The 14,806-nt window shown below is 72.8% G+C and carries 13 protein-coding genes and 2 pseudogenes; 7 read left to right on the top strand and 8 right to left on the bottom strand.

Translation table 11 applies throughout. The features are described 5' to 3' along the window. Positions 1-1,082, bottom strand: a 1,082-nt coding sequence (mycP, locus tag ACEPPI_RS36840; RefSeq protein WP_373919621.1) for a type VII secretion-associated serine protease mycosin, incomplete at its 3' end; no start/stop codon positions are given. Then, positions 1,079-1,873: a hypothetical protein gene (locus tag ACEPPI_RS36835; protein ID WP_373919620.1), complete on the bottom strand. Its 795-nt coding sequence runs from the start codon at positions 1,871-1,873 to the stop codon at positions 1,079-1,081. The genes ACEPPI_RS36835 and mycP, both read right to left, overlap by 4 nt. Before the next feature lie 431 nt (positions 1,874-2,304). On the opposite strand from ACEPPI_RS36835, the gene ACEPPI_RS36830 reads away from it, so the two are divergent. Together ACEPPI_RS36830 and ACEPPI_RS36825 are read left to right on the top strand one after the other, a co-directional pair. After that, positions 2,305-3,498 carry an amino acid deaminase/aldolase gene (locus tag ACEPPI_RS36830; protein ID WP_373919619.1) on the top strand — a complete coding sequence of 398 codons (1,194 nt, stop codon included), beginning with the start codon at positions 2,305-2,307 and terminating at the stop codon, positions 3,496-3,498. 118 nt (positions 3,499-3,616) lie between these two features. Continuing rightward, positions 3,617-3,727: pseudogene (locus tag ACEPPI_RS36825) on the top strand (IS5/IS1182 family transposase); the annotation flags it as partial. A 506-nt stretch (positions 3,728-4,233) separates the two neighbouring features. Here ACEPPI_RS36825 and ACEPPI_RS36820 read toward each other — a convergent pair. Further along, positions 4,234-4,470 (bottom strand): hypothetical protein, encoded by a 237-nt coding sequence (locus ACEPPI_RS36820; protein ID WP_373919622.1) that lies wholly within the window; start codon positions 4,468-4,470, stop codon positions 4,234-4,236. Between the two features lie 276 nt (positions 4,471-4,746). Here ACEPPI_RS36820 and ACEPPI_RS36815 point away from each other — a divergent pair, with 276 nt between their 5' ends. Further along, entirely contained in the window at positions 4,747-5,460 is a 714-nt protein-coding gene (locus ACEPPI_RS36815) for a tectonin domain-containing protein (protein ID WP_373919618.1), read from the top strand. Between the two features lie 248 nt (positions 5,461-5,708). Here ACEPPI_RS36815 and ACEPPI_RS36810 read toward each other — a convergent pair whose 3' ends face one another. The 4 genes from ACEPPI_RS36810 to ACEPPI_RS36795 form a co-directional block, all read right to left on the bottom strand. Then, a complete protein-coding gene (locus ACEPPI_RS36810) occupies positions 5,709-7,013 on the bottom strand; it encodes a haloacid dehalogenase-like hydrolase (protein ID WP_373919617.1) in 1,305 nt (434 codons plus the stop codon). A gap of 108 nt (positions 7,014-7,121) precedes the next feature. Then, a complete protein-coding gene (locus tag ACEPPI_RS36805; RefSeq protein WP_030233697.1) occupies positions 7,122-7,907 on the bottom strand; it encodes a 3-oxoacyl-ACP reductase in 786 nt (261 codons plus the stop codon). A 5-nt stretch (positions 7,908-7,912) separates the two neighbouring features. Next, complete coding sequence (locus tag ACEPPI_RS36800) at positions 7,913-9,277, bottom strand: aldehyde dehydrogenase (RefSeq protein ID WP_373919616.1); 1,365 nt, start codon at positions 9,275-9,277, stop codon at positions 7,913-7,915. Positions 9,278-9,327: 50 nt separating this feature from the next. Then, a complete protein-coding gene (locus tag ACEPPI_RS36795) occupies positions 9,328-10,692 on the bottom strand; it encodes a glutamine synthetase family protein (RefSeq protein ID WP_373919615.1) in 1,365 nt (454 codons plus the stop codon). Between the two features lie 77 nt (positions 10,693-10,769). Here ACEPPI_RS36795 and ACEPPI_RS36790 point away from each other — a divergent pair, with 77 nt between their 5' ends. The 3 genes from ACEPPI_RS36790 (at position 10,770) to ACEPPI_RS36780 (ending at position 13,889) form a co-directional block, all read left to right on the top strand. Beyond that, positions 10,770-11,516: a FadR/GntR family transcriptional regulator gene (locus ACEPPI_RS36790; protein WP_373919614.1), complete on the top strand. Its 747-nt coding sequence runs from the start codon at positions 10,770-10,772 to the stop codon at positions 11,514-11,516. Positions 11,517-11,654: 138 nt separating this feature from the next. After that, positions 11,655-13,112: an ethanolamine permease gene (gene eat, locus ACEPPI_RS36785; RefSeq protein ID WP_373919613.1), complete on the top strand. Its 1,458-nt coding sequence runs from the start codon at positions 11,655-11,657 to the stop codon at positions 13,110-13,112. 48 nt (positions 13,113-13,160) lie between these two features. Then, complete coding sequence (locus tag ACEPPI_RS36780; RefSeq protein WP_373919612.1) at positions 13,161-13,889, top strand: gamma-glutamyl-gamma-aminobutyrate hydrolase family protein; 729 nt, start codon at positions 13,161-13,163, stop codon at positions 13,887-13,889. Between the two features lie 52 nt (positions 13,890-13,941). On the opposite strand, the gene ACEPPI_RS36775 is transcribed toward ACEPPI_RS36780, so the two are convergent. Next, positions 13,942-14,334 (bottom strand): ATP-binding protein, encoded by a 393-nt coding sequence (locus tag ACEPPI_RS36775; protein ID WP_373919611.1) that lies wholly within the window; start codon positions 14,332-14,334, stop codon positions 13,942-13,944. Positions 14,335-14,467: 133 nt separating this feature from the next. Here ACEPPI_RS36775 and ACEPPI_RS36770 point away from each other — a divergent pair. Beyond that, positions 14,468-14,806: pseudogene (locus tag ACEPPI_RS36770) on the top strand (hypothetical protein); the annotation flags it as partial.

Genomic DNA, 14,806 nt, shown 5'->3' with positions numbered 1-14,806 from the left:
CGTGTGCTCTTCCGATCTTCGGGGCCCGCGCCGAAGTACGTCCGCCCGGCCGGGACGGGCGCCGGGGCCGCCGGTTCGGGGCGCAGCCCGTCGGCGGCCTGGAGCGCGGCGACGGGGTCCACGGTGCCGTGGCCGCGGGAGTCGTCGCGGCCACCGGCCGGGCGGTCGGTGGCGGTGTCCTCCAGCAGCTTCTTGATCTGCGCCGGGGAGAGGCCGGGGTGGGCCGCCTTGACCAGGGCGACGGCGCCGGAGACGAAGGCGGCGGCCGCGCTGGTGCCCCAGCCCTCGTAGTAGGCCCGGTCGGGGTCGGCGATGACCACGTCGACGCCCGGGGCGCTGACGTCGGCGTACCAGTGGCGGGTGGAGAAGGGCGCCTTGCGGCCCTGGCGGTCGACGGCGGCGACGGCGATCACCCCGGGGTAGGCGGCGGGGTAGGAGGTGTGGTCGCCGCGTTCGCCGCCGTTGCCCGAGGAGGCGACGACGACCACGCCCCTGCCGAGGGCGTACTGGACGGCCTCGTCCTCCGCGGGCTCGTGGTGGGCGGTGTCGCTGTCGTCCCCGAGCGACAGGTTGATCACGTCGGCGCCGTGGTCGGCGGCCCAGCGGATGCCTTCGGCGAGGGCGCCGGACTTGCTGTCGCGGGCCTGTTCGCGGCCCGGGTCGCCCTCTTCCAGGATCACGCGGACCGGGAGGATCCGTGCGTGGGGGGCGATCCCGAGGACGCCCCGGGAGCGGTCGGGACCATGGCCGCGGCCGGCGATGATGCTCGCCATCGCGGTGCCGTGCCGGGCCCAGGCGCGGTCGCCGCGGGCGGCGCCCATGCCGACGAGGTCGGTGCCGTCGAGGACCTGGCCGGCGAGGTCGGGGTGGGTGGCGTCGACACCGGTGTCGAGGACGGCCACGGTGACCCCGTCGCCCTGGGTGGTGCCCCAGGCCTCCTCGGCGCGCAGGGCCAGCAGGCCCCACTGGCGGTCGCGGATGGTGTCGGCGGCGGCCGGGGGCGCGGCGACCGCGGTGAACAGGGCGGCCAGGGCGATGCCGCTGGTGACGGTGGCGGTGGCGGCTCGGCGGGTGGAGGTCATCGGCGGGGCTCCGGGCGCGGGGTGGCCGTGGGGGCGGGCGGGGCCGCGAGCGCGCCCAGGGCGTGGCCGACCCGGTCGGCCACGGCCTGGGCCGCGTGGCCCAGGCCCGCTTCGGCGACCGTTCCGGTGGCGCCCTGGCGGACCGCGTCGGCGGCCGGGACCGGTACGTCCATGGTGCGGCCGTCGGCGAAGGCGGAGACCGCGTAGACCACGGCCGGGGCCCGGTCGGTGACGGTCACCGTCCAGGCGGCTCGGCGGGAGTCGGCGTACGCGTAGGCGGGCGGGACGGGCAGACGGTCCCGCAGGCCGGCCATCGCGGTGGCGTCGGCGGGGGTGAAGACCAGGCCCACGGTGACCAGGGAGCTGCGGGTGGTGTCGGTGTAGGTGGCGCGGAGCACGCGGGTGCAGCCGGCCGCGGCGAGCGCTGCGCGCCACTCGGGGGTGAGGGCGGCGGCGCAGTCGGCGTCGGGTGCCAGTGCGATCCGGGTCCAGCTGCGGTCGGCGCCGCCGGGGCCGGTGTCGCGGCCGTCGAGCACGGGCGGCAGCAGGCTGTCCACGGGGGCCGAGTGCCAGAGCGAGGCGGCCTTGCGGTAGGCGGCGTCGGGGGGCAACGGGCGGTGCGCGGCGCGGTGTTCGCTCCAGGCGGTGGTGGCCGCGCCGGCGAGGAGGCCGGTGCCGAGGAGGGCGCTGAGGGTGGCGGCGAGGATCCGGCCGGGGTGGCGGCGGGGGGCCGGGGGCGGGGGCGGTCCGTGCTCGCCCAGGACCTCGGTCCCTGGTGTCGACGTGGTCATCCGGCGGCTCCGCCCCCCGTTCCGTACGGCTGCCTGCCCGTACTCTACGGGGCCGTTGCCGTTGCCCTGGCCGGGCGGGGTCGGGGGTGGCCGGGGTCGGGGCCGGGGTGGGGTGTCGTCCGGGACTGCATGATTTATGGCGCCCTGTCCCGAGCTGCGTTGGTGCTGGGCACCGCGCGCCAACAAATCACGTTTTACGTCCCGGCCAACACCCCACCCCGTCCCCGCCCCCGGCCGCTTCGTCGCTGCCTCGGATGCGTTGCCTGGGCGCAGCCAAACCCAGCCTTCACGGCCCAACCAAGCCTCACAGCCGAACTCACCCTCGCAGCCAAACTCAGCCCCGCCGGCGATTGAGGCGCGGGGGCTGGGCGGAGCCCCGGGGGGCCGCGTACCCCTACCCACCGGTACACCGGTCTGGCAAGCTGCCGCCCATGACTTCCGACCGGGCTCGGTACGACCGGGCGACCGCGCATCTCGACGCGCCCCTGGCCATCGTGGACCTCGACGCCTTCGACGCCAACGCCGACGACCTCGTGCGGCGGGCGGGCGGCAAGCCGGTGCGGGTGGCCAGCAAGTCGGTGCGGTGCCGGGCGCTGCTCGAACGGGTGCTGGAGCGGCCCGGGTTCGCCGGGATCATGTCGTACACGCTCGCCGAGTCGCTGTGGCTGGCCCGGTCCGGGTTCGAGGACGTGCTGCTCGCCTATCCGTCGGCGGACCGGGCGGGTTTCGGGGAGCTGGCGCACGACGCGAAGCTGGCGGCGGCCGTCACGGTGATGGTGGACGATCCCGCGCAGCTGGACCTGATCCAGGGGGCGCGGGGCGGGGGCGCGGAGGAGATCCGGGTCTGCCTGGAGCTGGACACGGCCCTGCACCTGTTCGGGGGCCGGGTACGGGTGGGCGCGCGGCGCTCGCCGCTGCGGGAGCCCGGGGAGCTGGCCGCGCTGGCGCGGGCGGTGCAGGAGCGGCCCGGGTTCCGGGTGGTGGGGCTGATGGGCTACGAGGGCCACATCGCCGGGGTCGGGGACGCCCTGACCGGCCGGCCGCTGCGCTCGCGGGTGATCCGGCTGATGCAGGCGACGGCCCGCCGGGAGCTGGCCGAGCGCCGGGCCGAGGCGGTTCGGGCGGTGCGGGCGGTGGTGCCGGACCTGGAGTTCGTCAACGGCGGCGGCACCGGCAGCGTGGCCGAGACGGCGGCCGAGGACGCGGTGACGGAGATCGCCGCCGGGTCGGGGCTGTACGTGCCGCGGCTGTTCGACAACTACACCTCGTTCCGCGGGCGGCCCGCGGCGCTGTTCGCCCAGCCGGTGGTGCGCAGGCCCGGGGTGGGTGTGGTGACCGTGCTGGGCGGGGGCTATCCGGCCTCGGGCGCGGCGGGCGCCGACCGGCTGCCGGTGCCGTACCTGCCCGCGGGGCTGCGCTACGACCCCCAGGAGGGGGCGGGCGAGGTGCAGACGCCGCTGCTGGGGAGCGCGGCCGACGATCTGCTGATCGGCGACCGGGTGTGGTTCCGGCACGCGAAGGCCGGTGAACTGTGCGAGCGCTTCGAGACGTTGCATCTGGTCGAGGGTGACCGGGTGACGGCCACCGCCCCGACGTACCGGGGCGAGGGCCGCACGTTCCTCTAGGCCCTGTATTGAGTCGTGATCGGTATGTCGGATCTGCCCTCGCCGCGAGGGCAGATCCGGTAGTCCGGTACTGATGACGCGTGCGCAACTGACGGACGGCGAGTGGGGACGTCGGTGATGCCGGCCCCTGGCGGTGATCCTGACCGCCGGGCAGGCCGCGGACTGCCCGCAGTTCGTCCCTGTCCTCAAGAAGGTACGGGTCAGCGGGCCCGTCGGCCGTCCCCGGAGTACGCATGACGACGATGAGCCAAGGCCGCCAGGACGGCACCGACCGCCGACGCCAGCGGGTGGCCGGTGCCCTCGAGACGGCGGCCCGGAACGGCTCGCCCATCAGCGTCTCCGGCATCGCCCAGCAGGCCGGGTGGACCGCACGTTCCCTTACCGCCACCGCGACCCGCTGGCGCTGGTCCATGCCGCCGAACACAAACCCGCCGCGCAGGACCCGGCGGGCGCCACCCCCGTCAGCCGGGCCTCGCTCCAGGCCGACCTCGCCAACGCGCAGGCACGCAACACCCGGCTCGCCGCCCGCGTCCCCGCTCTCTCCGTCCGTGCGCCACCACGTCAACGTGCTCGGCCGGTACTCCTTCCAGCTGCCGGCGCTGCCCGGCGGCCTGCGGCCCCTGCGCGATCCGGACACCGCGGAGCAGCCGTCGTCACGTCCTCGGTGGCGCGGGCGCCGGTCACCGGCCCGCAGAGGGGGCCGGCCCGTCACGACCCGTCACGGCGCTTGGGACCTCAGGAACGCGGGTCGATCCCGAAGGAGAGGCCATCTCCGGGCTCCCGGAGGGTGACCTGATCGGGAACATCCTCAAACAGGACAAGCAGCACGTCGGGGCCAGCGTGCGACGGCCGGGGTGACCTCTCGGGTGCGGACACCGGGTCGGGCGTGTGGAGGTGCACCACGCCATTCGACCAGGCGAATCGGGCCGTGTGTGTCGCGCCGAAACTGTTCACATCACCAATCGTCGTCACACCATCACTCCCAGGTGCGGCGTCGGCGGTCCGTCAAGCCAGGCAATGGCGTCGCTTGCACGGACCGACGACTTTGTCGATCCCTCCTGGGATCGACCGCGCTTCGGGCCGAGCCGCTCCGAGGCGGGCCGCCGCGTCCCTCGGTCCCGCAAGAGCTGCGGGACACCAAACATCGATTTACCGCCTCATTTACTTATAGAACGGAAATTCGCTGCTTTTTCAGCTCCTTCCGCCGCCCATGATGGCAGTGACCAGTGCAGCAACGAAGGGGGTCTCATGGCTGATTGGGTGAAGGTCGCGGGCAGCCTCAAGGCGATCTCGGCAGGGTCCAGGACGACGGTGTGGGGGGTGAACGCGGCGAACGCCGTCTACCGGTACACCAACTTTGACGGCAATCCCTGGATCAGCATCCCCGGGGGCCTGAGCGACATCGGCGCCGCGGCGGACGGCACGGTGTGGGGGGTCAACAGCGGCGACCAGATCTACCGGTACCACGGGGACCAGGACGCCTCGAACCCGTGGAAGGGCATCCCCGGCAGCCTGGTCCGCATCGACGCGGGCTCCCGCACGAGCGTATGGGGGGTGGACTCCGCCGGCGCCGTCTACCGGTACACCAACTACGACGCCAACCCCTGGGTGAAGGTCCCCGGGGGTCTGAGCGACATCGGCGCCGGCGCGGACGGCACGGTGTGGGGGGTCAACAGCAGCAACCAGGTCTACCGGTACACCGGGGACCAGGACGCCTCGAACCCGTGGGTGGGCGTCCCCGGCAGCCTCAAGCGCATCGCGGTGGGCTCCCGGACGAACGTGTGGGGCGTCGACCCCGCCGGCAGCATCTACCGGTACACCAACAACGACGCCGGCGGCACCAACCCGTGGATCAAGATCCCCGGCACCGCCACCGACATCGCCGCCGCCGCCGACGGCAACGCCTGGCACGTCAACAGCGCCGGCGACATCTACCGTTACACCGGCGACCAGCCCAGCTGACCCCTGCCCCGCCGGACCGTGCGGGCTCCCGGCCGAGATGGCCGGGGCCCGCAGAGTGCGGCTGCCAGGGCTGAGGATGTATCCCCAGGATGGCGCTGTCGCTCGATTCGACGATGGCGCCACACCTGTTGTGTCCAGCAGCGTCGGTCGCACCGGCGCCGAGCTGCACTGGGTCGACGAACTCCGCCTCACGCCAAGCCACTTGACCCGGAGAACTCCTCGCCCTTGATCACGACCGACTACGCGCCCTAGTTCTGGAAGACGCTGTCCGTCTGGTCGGGGATGACGCTCGTGTCGCCCCGGCGGACGGGTCCGGCCGTGCCGTCGTGGTCGACGTAGCCGGTGGTGGAGCACGGGTAGGGGCTGGTCTTCTGCTTCTTGGGCTCGATGAACATCGGGTTCACGATCCACTTGCCGTCGCTGTTGTCGTACGCGCGGCACATCAGCTCGTTCTTGTTGCGGTTGACGACCAGGCGCAGGGCGGTCGCGTCGCGCAGGAAGGAGATGTCGGTGTCGGAGTCGCCGGCGGCGAAGACCTGTCGGCGGGAGGCGGGCTGGACCTTCTCGGCGGCCGGGCCGCGTACGCCGAAGACCTCCTTGTTGATCCAGCAGCGCTTGCCGTCGATGTAGGTGATCATCGTGTCGGCGCCGTCCTTGACGGAGCCGCAGCCCTGGAGGTGGGCGGTCAGCTTGCCATCGCGGGTGGTGTTGCGGATGCCGATGACGTGGTCGGCCTTGACGCCGACCCCCTGGGCCCAGACCTCGACGACGGGCTGTGGGGAGGCGGAGCTGATCCACACGTCGAAGCCGGCCTTCTGGAGGCCCTTGATGAGGTCCTGCTGCTGGTCGTAGTAGCGGACCCAGCCGGTGGCGGTGGTGGTGCCGACCTGCTGCTTGGTGCCGACGGGCGCGGCGAGGTTCTCGGTGCGGGCGGCGGCGGCGAAGCCGCGGACCTCGCTCGCGGTCCAGCCCTGCGTCAGCTGCGGCAGCCAGGCGTAGGCGGGTTCGATCGTGCGGTGGTCCCAGCCGGCGAAGGCGGCGGCGCCGGCGCGGGTGGCGGCGGTGCCGTAGACGGCGTTCAGTTCGTCGGCGCAGGGCGCGCCCGCGGGGGTGCCGGTGGGGAGCGGGGCGCCGGGGCGGGCGAGGGGGCCGCAGGCGGTGGCCAGGGCCTGGGCGGCGGCCGGGGTGAGGTAGCGGCTGGTGGTGGTCCAGTCGCCGCCGGCGGGCTGGCGGATCTTTCCGTTGCGCAGCAGCCAGAACATGGTGGCGTCGCCGACGTCGTTCTTGACGACGGTGTTGTCCCAGTCGAAGACGGCGACGGGCTTCTCGCGGCCGGGGCGGTACGGGTTGCAGCTGCCGTACCGGTCGATGAGCTGCTGGAGGCGGGCCTGGTTGTCGCCGTACCAGCCGGCCGCGAGCTTCGGGGTGGTGCAGTGCGCGCCGGGCCGGGCGGCCTGGGCGGCGGGGGCGGCCGCGACGAGGGTGCCGGCTGCCATCGCGGCGGCGACGACGGCTGCGGCCTGGAGGCGCCGGGTGGGGCTGAGTCGGGTCACTGGGATGGTCGCTCCTGATTCCGATGAAGATCGTCGGGGACGGTAGAGCACGACAGCCGGGCGTCGTGCGACGCCCGGCTGTCGTGGGGGTGGTGCGGAGGTGAACGTTTAGAGAGGAGTCACGTACGCGCCGGAGATGCCGCCGTCGACGAGGAAGTCGGTGGCGTTGATGAAGGAGGAGTCGTCGCTGGCGAGGAAGGCCACGGCGGCGGCGATCTCGGTGGGCTCCGCGAACCGGCCGAGGGGGATGTGCACGAGGCGGCGGGCGGCCCGCTCGGGGTCCTTGGCGAACAGTTCCTGGAGCAGGGGGGTGTTGACCGGCCCCGGGCACAGGGCGTTGACGCGGATGCCCTCGCGGGCGAACTGGACGCCGAGTTCGCGGGACATGGCCAGGACTCCGCCCTTGGAGGCGGTGTAGGAGATCTGGGAGGTGGCCGCGCCCATGATGGCCACGAAGGAGGCGGTGTTGATGATGGAGCCGCGGCCCTGGCGCTGCATGTAGGGCAGGGCGGCCTTGCAGCACAGGTAGACGGAGGTGAGGTTGACGTCCTGGACGCGGCGCCAGGCGTCGAGCCCGGTGGTGAGGATGGAGTCGTCGTCCGGGGGCGAGATGCCCGCGTTGTTGAAGGCGATGTCGACGGATCCGTAGGTGTCGAAGGCGGTCTTGAAGAGGGCCTCGACCTGCTCCTGGTCGGTGACGTCCACCTGGACGAAGGTGCCGCCGACCTCCTCGGCGGCGGCCTTGCCGGCGGCCGGGTCGATGTCGGCGCAGACGACGTTGGCCCCTTCGGAGGCCAGGCGGCGGGCGGTGGCGAGGCCGATGCCGCTGCCGGCTCCGGTGATGACGGCGGTGCGGCCGACGAGGCGGCGGCAGATGATCTCTTCGTTCGACATGCTGGTCAGGCCTCCGTGCTGATGAAGACGTTCTTGGTCTCGGTGAAAGCGGTGAGGGCGTCCGGTCCGAGCTCGCGGCCGAGCCCGGACTGCTTGTAGCCGCCGAAGGGGGTCCAGTAGCGGACGCTGGAGTGGGAGTTGACGGAGAGGTTGCCGGCCTGGACCGCGCGGGAGACGCGCAGGGCCCGGCCGAGGTCGCGGGTCCAGAGGGAGCCGGAGAGGCCGTACTCGGTCGCGTTGGCCAGGCGTACGGCGTCCTCCTCGTCCTCGAAGGGCAGGACGACGGCGACCGGCCCGAAGACCTCCTCGACGGCGACGGGCGCGGTGGGGGCGGCGCCGGTGACGAGGGTGGGCGGGTACCAGAAGCCGGGGCCTTCGGGGGCCTTGCCCTTCAGGGTGGTGAGGTCGTCGGTGACGTACGCGCGCACGCGCTCCAGCTGGCTGCGGGAGATGAGCGGGCCCATCTGGGTCTTCTCGTCCAGTGGGTCGCCGACGACGATGGACTCGATGGTGGGGGCGACGAGTTCGAGGAAGCGATCGTAGACGCCGCGCTGCACCAGAATCCGGGTGCGGGCGCAGCAGTCCTGGCCGGTGTTGTCGAGGTAGGCCATGGGGGCCGCGGCCGCGGCCGCCTCGATGTCGGCGTCGGCGAAGACGATGTTGGGGCTCTTGCCGCCGAGTTCGAGGGTGACCCGCTTCACCCGGTCGGCGCACTTGGACATGATCTGCTTGCCGACGCGGGTGGAGCCGGTGAAGACGATCTTCGCGACTCCGGGGTGCTCGACCAGGGCGTCCCCGGCGACCGCTCCGTGACCGGGGAGCACCTGGAAGAGGTGCTCGGGGATCCCGGCTTCGAGGGCGAGTTCGGCGAGGCGCAGGGCCGTGAGCGGGGTGGTCTCGGCGGGCTTGAGGATGACGGCGTTGCCCGCGGCGAGGGCGGGGGCCAGGCCCCAGGCGGCGATCGGCATGGGGAAGTTCCAGGGGGCGATCACGCCGATGACGCCGAGGGGTTCGAGGAAGGTGACGTCGATGCCGCCCGCGACGGGGATCTGCCGGCCGGAGAGGCGTTCGACTCCCCCCGCGGCGAATTCCAGCAGGTCGCGTACGTTGCCGGCTTCCCAGCGGGCGTTGCCGATGGTGTGTCCGGCCTCGCGGACCTCCAGCTGCGCCAGTTCCTCCAGGTGTCCGTCGACGGCCGCGGCGAAGCGGCGCAGAAGTCTGGCCCGGTCGGCGGGGGCGAGTGCCGCCCATCCCCGCTGGGCCGTGGCGGCCCGCCCGACGGCCGCGTCGATGTCGTCCCGTGTGGCGGCCGGGACGGTGGCGACGAGTTCCTCGGTGGCCGGGTTCAGGACTTCCAACACGTCGGACAACGTGGTGCCTCTCTGGTGTGCGGTGCGGTGCGGTGCGGTGGACGTGGGTTCTACAGGCGTTCGAAGGAGCGGCGCAGTTCCCAGTCGGTGACGGCGGAGTCGTAGGCGTCGAGTTCGACGCGGGCCATGTTGCGGTAGTGGGCGACGACTTCGGGGCCGAAGGCCGCCTTGGCGATCTCGCTGTTCTCCCAGAGCTCCGCGGCCTCGCGCAGGGTGGCCGGGACGTGGGCGTAGTCGGCGGTGTAGGCGTTGCCGGCGCAGGCGTCGGGGAGTTCCAGGCGGTTCTCGATGCCGTAGAGGCCGGCCGCGACCAGGCCGGCGACGGCGAGGTAGGGGTTGACGTCGCCGCCGGGGAGGCGGTTCTCGAAGCGGGTGGAGCGGCCGTGGCCGACCACGCGCAGGGCGCAGGTGCGGTTGTCGAAGCCCCAGGCGACGGCGGTCGGGGCGAAGGATCCGGGGCGGAAACGCTTGTACGAGTTGATGTTGGGGGCGTAGAGAAGGGAGAAGTCGCGCAGGGCGGCGAGCTGGCCGGCCAGGAAGTGCCGCATCACGGGAGACATGCCGTCCGGGCCGTCACCGGCCATGGCGTTGTTGCCGTCGGCGTCACCGAGTGAGAGGTGGATGTGACAGGAGTTGCCCTCGCGCTCGTCGTACTTGGCCATGAAGGTGAGCGAGACGCCCTCCTGGGCGGCGATCTCCTTGGCGCCGGTCTTGTAGACGGCGTGCTGGTCGCAGGTGGTGAGCGCCTCGTCGTAGCGGAAGGCGATCTCGTGCTGCCCGAGGTTGCACTCGCCCTTGGCGGACTCCACGACCAGTCCGGCGGCCTGCATCTCGTTGCGGATGCGGCGCAGCAGGGGTTCGACGCGGCCGGTGCCGAGGACGGAGTAGTCGATGTTGTACTGGTTGGCCGGGGTCAGGCCGCGGTAGTTGGAGTTCCAGGCCGCCTCGTAGGTGTCCTGGAAGACCATGAACTCCAGCTCGGTGCCGACCATCGCCCTGTAGCCGTGCTCGGCGAGGCGTTCCAGCTGGCGCCGCAGGATCTGGCGGGGGGCGGCGACGACGGGCGAGCCGTCGTTCCACGCGAGGTCGGCGAGGACGAAGGCGCTGCCGGGGTTCCAGGGGATGCGGCGCAGGGTGGCGAGGTCGGGGTGCATGGCGAAGTCGCCGTAGCCGCGGTCCCAGGAGGACATCTCGTAGCCGTCGACGGTGTTCATGTCGGTGTCGACGGCGAGGAGGTAGTTGCAGCCCTCGGTGCCGTGGGCGAGGACCTCGTCGAGGAAGAACTGTGCGGCGAACCGCTTGCCCTGGAGGCGTCCCTGCATGTCGGGGAAGGCCAGGACGACGGTGTCGATCTCACCGCTCGCTACGAGGGCGCGGAGCTCCTCGGGGGCGAGCGGGGGCTTGCGGTCTACCACTGGAATCTCTCCTTCGGTGAGCCGAGGGGGCCTAAGGTATTGAATAGAACCATTGCTTGGGAAGGGGAGGAGCCGAGATGACCGACACGGCGGGTGAGGGTGGCGCGATCGCGCGGCTGAATCCCGTACTGCGACAGGTGCGGGCGGGCAACGGTTTCGAGGAGGCCCTGGAGCAGATCCTCCAGGTGGTCCGGCTGGGTCTGGTGCCGGGCGGGGAACGGCTGCCGCCCGAGCGGGAGCTGGCGGAGCGCATGGGGATCAGCCGGGTGACCCTGCGCGAGGTGCTCAAGGTGCTCCAGGACCAGGGCCTGGTGGAGGCCCGGCGCGGCCGGTACGGCGGAACGTTCGTGCTGTCCCGGCCCGACACCCCGGCCGGCGGGGCCGAGGAGGAGCTGCGGCGCCGGGTGGCGGGGGTCGACATCGAGGACGTCCTGCGCTTCCGCGAGGTGCTGGAGGTGGGCGCGGCCGGACTGTGCGCCGCGCACGGGCTGACCGAGGAGGGCACCGAACGGCTGCTGCGCGCGCTCACCGCCACCCATGACGCGCCGCTGCCCGACTACCGCCGCCAGGACACCCTCTTCCACCTCACCCTGAGCGAACTCGCCGGCTCCGCCTCCCTGACGGCCCAGTACGCGGCCGTCCGGGCGACCGTGAACGACCTGCTCGACTGCATCCCGCTGCTGGTGCGCAACCTCGAACACTCGCAGCAGCAGCACACGGCCCTGGTGGAGGCGGTGCTGGAGCGGGACGCCGAGGGGGCGCGGGCGGTGATGCGCGAGCACTGCTGCGGGACGGCGGCCCTGCTGCGCGGCTTCCTGGCCTGACGCGGCGCGATCGGGCCCGATCGGTGGGGCGGGAGAGGTTTTCGTAACCCCTGTTTAACGCACGGGTCTTGCGCCCGCCACACCCAGGACGCAAAGGTACGCCTCACAACCATTGCATTGCCCTAGGCAGGAGCGCACATGGCCGACGACACCGCACCCGTATCCGCACCACCCTCCCCGGGGGACGCGGACGCCGAGTACCTCCAGCGCCGCACGCTGCGCCGCGGCAGCGCCGGCTGGCTGCTGCTGACCGGCCTCGGCGTCGCCTACGTGGTCTCCGGGGACTACTCCGGCTGGAACGTGGGCCTGGCCAAGGGCGGCTTCGGCGGCCTGGCCATCGCCACCGTGCTCATGGGCGCCATGTACGCCTGCCTGGTCTTCTCCCTCGCCGAGCTGTCGACCATCCTGCCCACGGCGGGCGGCGGCTACGGCTTCGCCCGCCGCGCGCTGGGACCCTGGGGCGGGTTCCTGACGGGCACGGCCATCCTCATCGAGTACATCCTGGCCCCCGCCGCCATCGTCATCTTCATCGGCGACTACGTCGAATCCCTGGGCCTGTTCGGGCTCACCTCCAGCTGGCCCGTCTACCTCGGCTGTTTCGTGATCTTCATCGGCGTGCACCTGTGGGGCGTCGGCGAAGCCCTGCGCTTCAGTCTCGTCGTCACCGCCATAGCGGTGGCCGCGCTGCTGATCTTCGCGTTCGGGGCGCTCTCGGACTTCGACGCCGGCGCGCTGGACAACATCCCGGCCGACCCGCAGGCCTTCGGCTCCGGCTCCTGGCTGCCCTTCGGCGTCCTCGGCATCTGGGCCGCGTTCCCCTTCGGCATGTGGTTCTTCCTCGGTGTCGAGGGCGTCCCGCTGGCCGCCGAGGAGGCCAAGGACCCGGTCCGGTCCATGCCGAAGGCCCTGTCCATCTCCATGGGCATCCTCGCCCTGCTCGCCCTGATCACCTTCTTCGCCGCCACCGGCGCCCAGGGCGCCGACGCGGTCAAGGCCGCCGGGAACCCGCTCGTCGTGGCGCTGGAAGGCGACGGCGGGCCCACCGCCCTCAGCCGCTTCGTCAACTACGCCGGTCTCGCGGGGCTGGTCGCCTCCTTCTTCTCCCTCATCTACGCCGGCTCCCGCCAGTTGTTCGCCCTCTCCCGGGCCGGCTACCTGCCGCGCTTCCTCTCCCTCACCTCGAAGCGCAAGGCCCCCTACCTCGGCCTGGTCATTCCGGGCGCGATCGGCTTCGCCCTGGCGGCGGCCACCGGCAACGGCGCGCGGATGCTGAACATCGCCGTCTTCGGCGCGACCATCTCCTACGCCCTGATGGCCCTCTCCCACATCGTGCTGCGCCGCCGCGAGCCCGGCCTGGAGCGGCCCTACCGCACGCCCGGCGGGGTGCTGACCTCCTCCGTCGCCTTCGTCCTCGCCCTGTCGGCCCTGGTCGCCACCTTCCTGGTCGACAAGGACGCCGCGTTCATCGCGCTCGGCGTGTACGCCGTCGCCCTCGCGTACTTCGCCTTCTACAGCCGCCACCACCTCGTCGCCTCTGCTCCGGAGGAGGAGTTCGCCGCGCTGGCCGAAGCCGAGGCGGAGTTGACCCGCGACTGAAATCCTGATCCCCGCACCGCTGTCCAGCACCACCCTGGAGGTATCACCGTGCCCAGGCCGCTCATCGGCATCAGCACCTACGTGGAGGCGTCCACCCGCTACGGCGTGTGGGACCTGCCCACGTCCCTCGTCCCGTCCGGGTACTACGAGCTCGTCCAGGCGGCGGGCGGCGCGGCCGTCCTGCTGCCGCCGGACGAACCGGAGCGCGCGGCGGAGGTGCTGGGCCGGCTCGACGGCCTGATCATCTCCGGCGGCCCGGACGTGGACCCCGTCCGCTACGGGGCCGTGCGCGACCCCCGTACGGGCGCCCCCGCGACCGTGCGCGACGAGTGGGAGCTGGCGCTGATCGGGGCGGCCCTCGAAGCGGACCTTCCGCTGCTGGGCATCTGCCGGGGCATGCAGGCCCTCAACGTGGCGCTGGGCGGGACGCTCGTCCAGCACATCGACGGGCACGTCGACACCCCGGGCGTCACCTCCTGGCACCCGGTCCGGCCGGTCGCGGGCACCCGGTACGCGGAACTGGTCCCGGAGGTGGCGGAGGTGCCGACCTACCACCACCAGGCCGTGGAGCACCTCGGGCGCGGCCTGGTCGTCTCGGCGTACGCGCAGGACGGCACGGTGGAGGCCATCGAGGACCCCGACCGCTCGAAGTGGGTCGTCGGCGTCCAGTGGCACCCGGAGCGGGACAAGGACACCCGGGTGATGGCGGACCTGATCGAGGCCGCCTCCGCCCGCCGGGCGGTCCCGGTCGCCCGTCAGGCGGTCCCGGTCTCCTGAGGACCGGCCCGCGACCGGGCCCCGGCACCTTCTCCCCGGCGCCGGGGCCCTTTCATGTCCTCAGCTCGAACCACACCGCCTTCCCGATCCCGCACTCGCGCGGCCGGGCACCCCACGCCGTGGCCAGCGCCGCGACGATGGCCAGCCCGCGCCCGGTCTCGTCCGCCGCGTCGGCCGTACGGGGCACCGGCAGGGCCCGGTTCGCGTCCAGCACCTCCACCCGCAGCAGCCCCTCCGCGTACTCGGCCCGCACCCACACCTCGCGCCCCACGGGCACCCGGGCGTGGGTGCAGGCGTTCGTCATCAGCTCGCTGAGCAGGAGCACCGCCGTCTCCACCGACCCCTCGGGCAGCTGCCACCGCCGGGCCCGTTCGGCGAACAGCGCCCGCGCCAGGCGGACGCTGCGCGGGCTGCGGACGAAACGGCACTCCATGACCTGATCCATGGCCCGCACCCTCCCGCCCCCGCGTCCGCCCCGGCGAGGAACGGCCCGGGGGGCGGCAGGCGTTGTACCCCGCCGGTACCCGGCCCCGGGGTCCCGAATGGCCGGGGTCCCGCCGGGCGGGCACGCTGGAACCATGCGGACCGAGGCGTACGGCACGGCCTCCGGCCCGGTGTCCGGGTTCCTGGAGAACCCGGTCGTCGGGATGGCACCGTGGATCGTCTTCTCGCTGCTGGTCGGCCCGGGACGGTTCGAGATCTCGGCCGGGATCGCCCTGGCCTCGGCCGTGACCCTCGTCGTGCTGGGGCGGGTCCTGCACCGGGGCAGCTCGTGGAAGCTGCTTGAAGTGGCCGACGTGGTGTTCGGGTCTGATGCAGGTTCGGGTGACAGGTTGAGTCACGCGGCCTGGAGGGCCGGTGTGGTCATGACGGTCTCGAATTCGACGGGGGTCAGTCGGCCGAGGGCAGCTTGCCGG

It is taken from the genome of Streptomyces sp. AB3(2024) (genome assembly GCF_041862025.1).
Classification (GTDB): Bacteria; Actinomycetota; Actinomycetes; order Streptomycetales; family Streptomycetaceae; genus Streptomyces.
Note: the sequence above shows the minus strand (reverse complement) of the source record. Positions and strands in the feature narration are given on the sequence as shown.

What these genes read in the sequence shown, in the direction of transcription:
- eat (WP_373919613.1), top strand. Translation starts at nt 11,655, where the DNA reads ATGGCCGACGACACCGCACCCGTATCCGCACCACCCTCCCCGGGGGAC.
- ACEPPI_RS36775 (WP_373919611.1), bottom strand. Translation starts at nt 14,334, where the DNA reads ATGGATCAGGTCATGGAGTGCCGTTTCGTCCGCAGCCCGCGCAGCGTC.
- ACEPPI_RS36815 (WP_373919618.1), top strand. Translation starts at nt 4,747, where the DNA reads ATGGCTGATTGGGTGAAGGTCGCGGGCAGCCTCAAGGCGATCTCGGCA.
- ACEPPI_RS36830 (WP_373919619.1), top strand. Translation starts at nt 2,305, where the DNA reads ATGACTTCCGACCGGGCTCGGTACGACCGGGCGACCGCGCATCTCGAC.
- ACEPPI_RS36835 (WP_373919620.1), bottom strand. Translation starts at nt 1,873, where the DNA reads ATGACCACGTCGACACCAGGGACCGAGGTCCTGGGCGAGCACGGACCG.
- ACEPPI_RS36805 (WP_030233697.1), bottom strand. Translation starts at nt 7,907, where the DNA reads ATGTCGAACGAAGAGATCATCTGCCGCCGCCTCGTCGGCCGCACCGCC.
- ACEPPI_RS36790 (WP_373919614.1), top strand. Translation starts at nt 10,770, where the DNA reads ATGACCGACACGGCGGGTGAGGGTGGCGCGATCGCGCGGCTGAATCCC.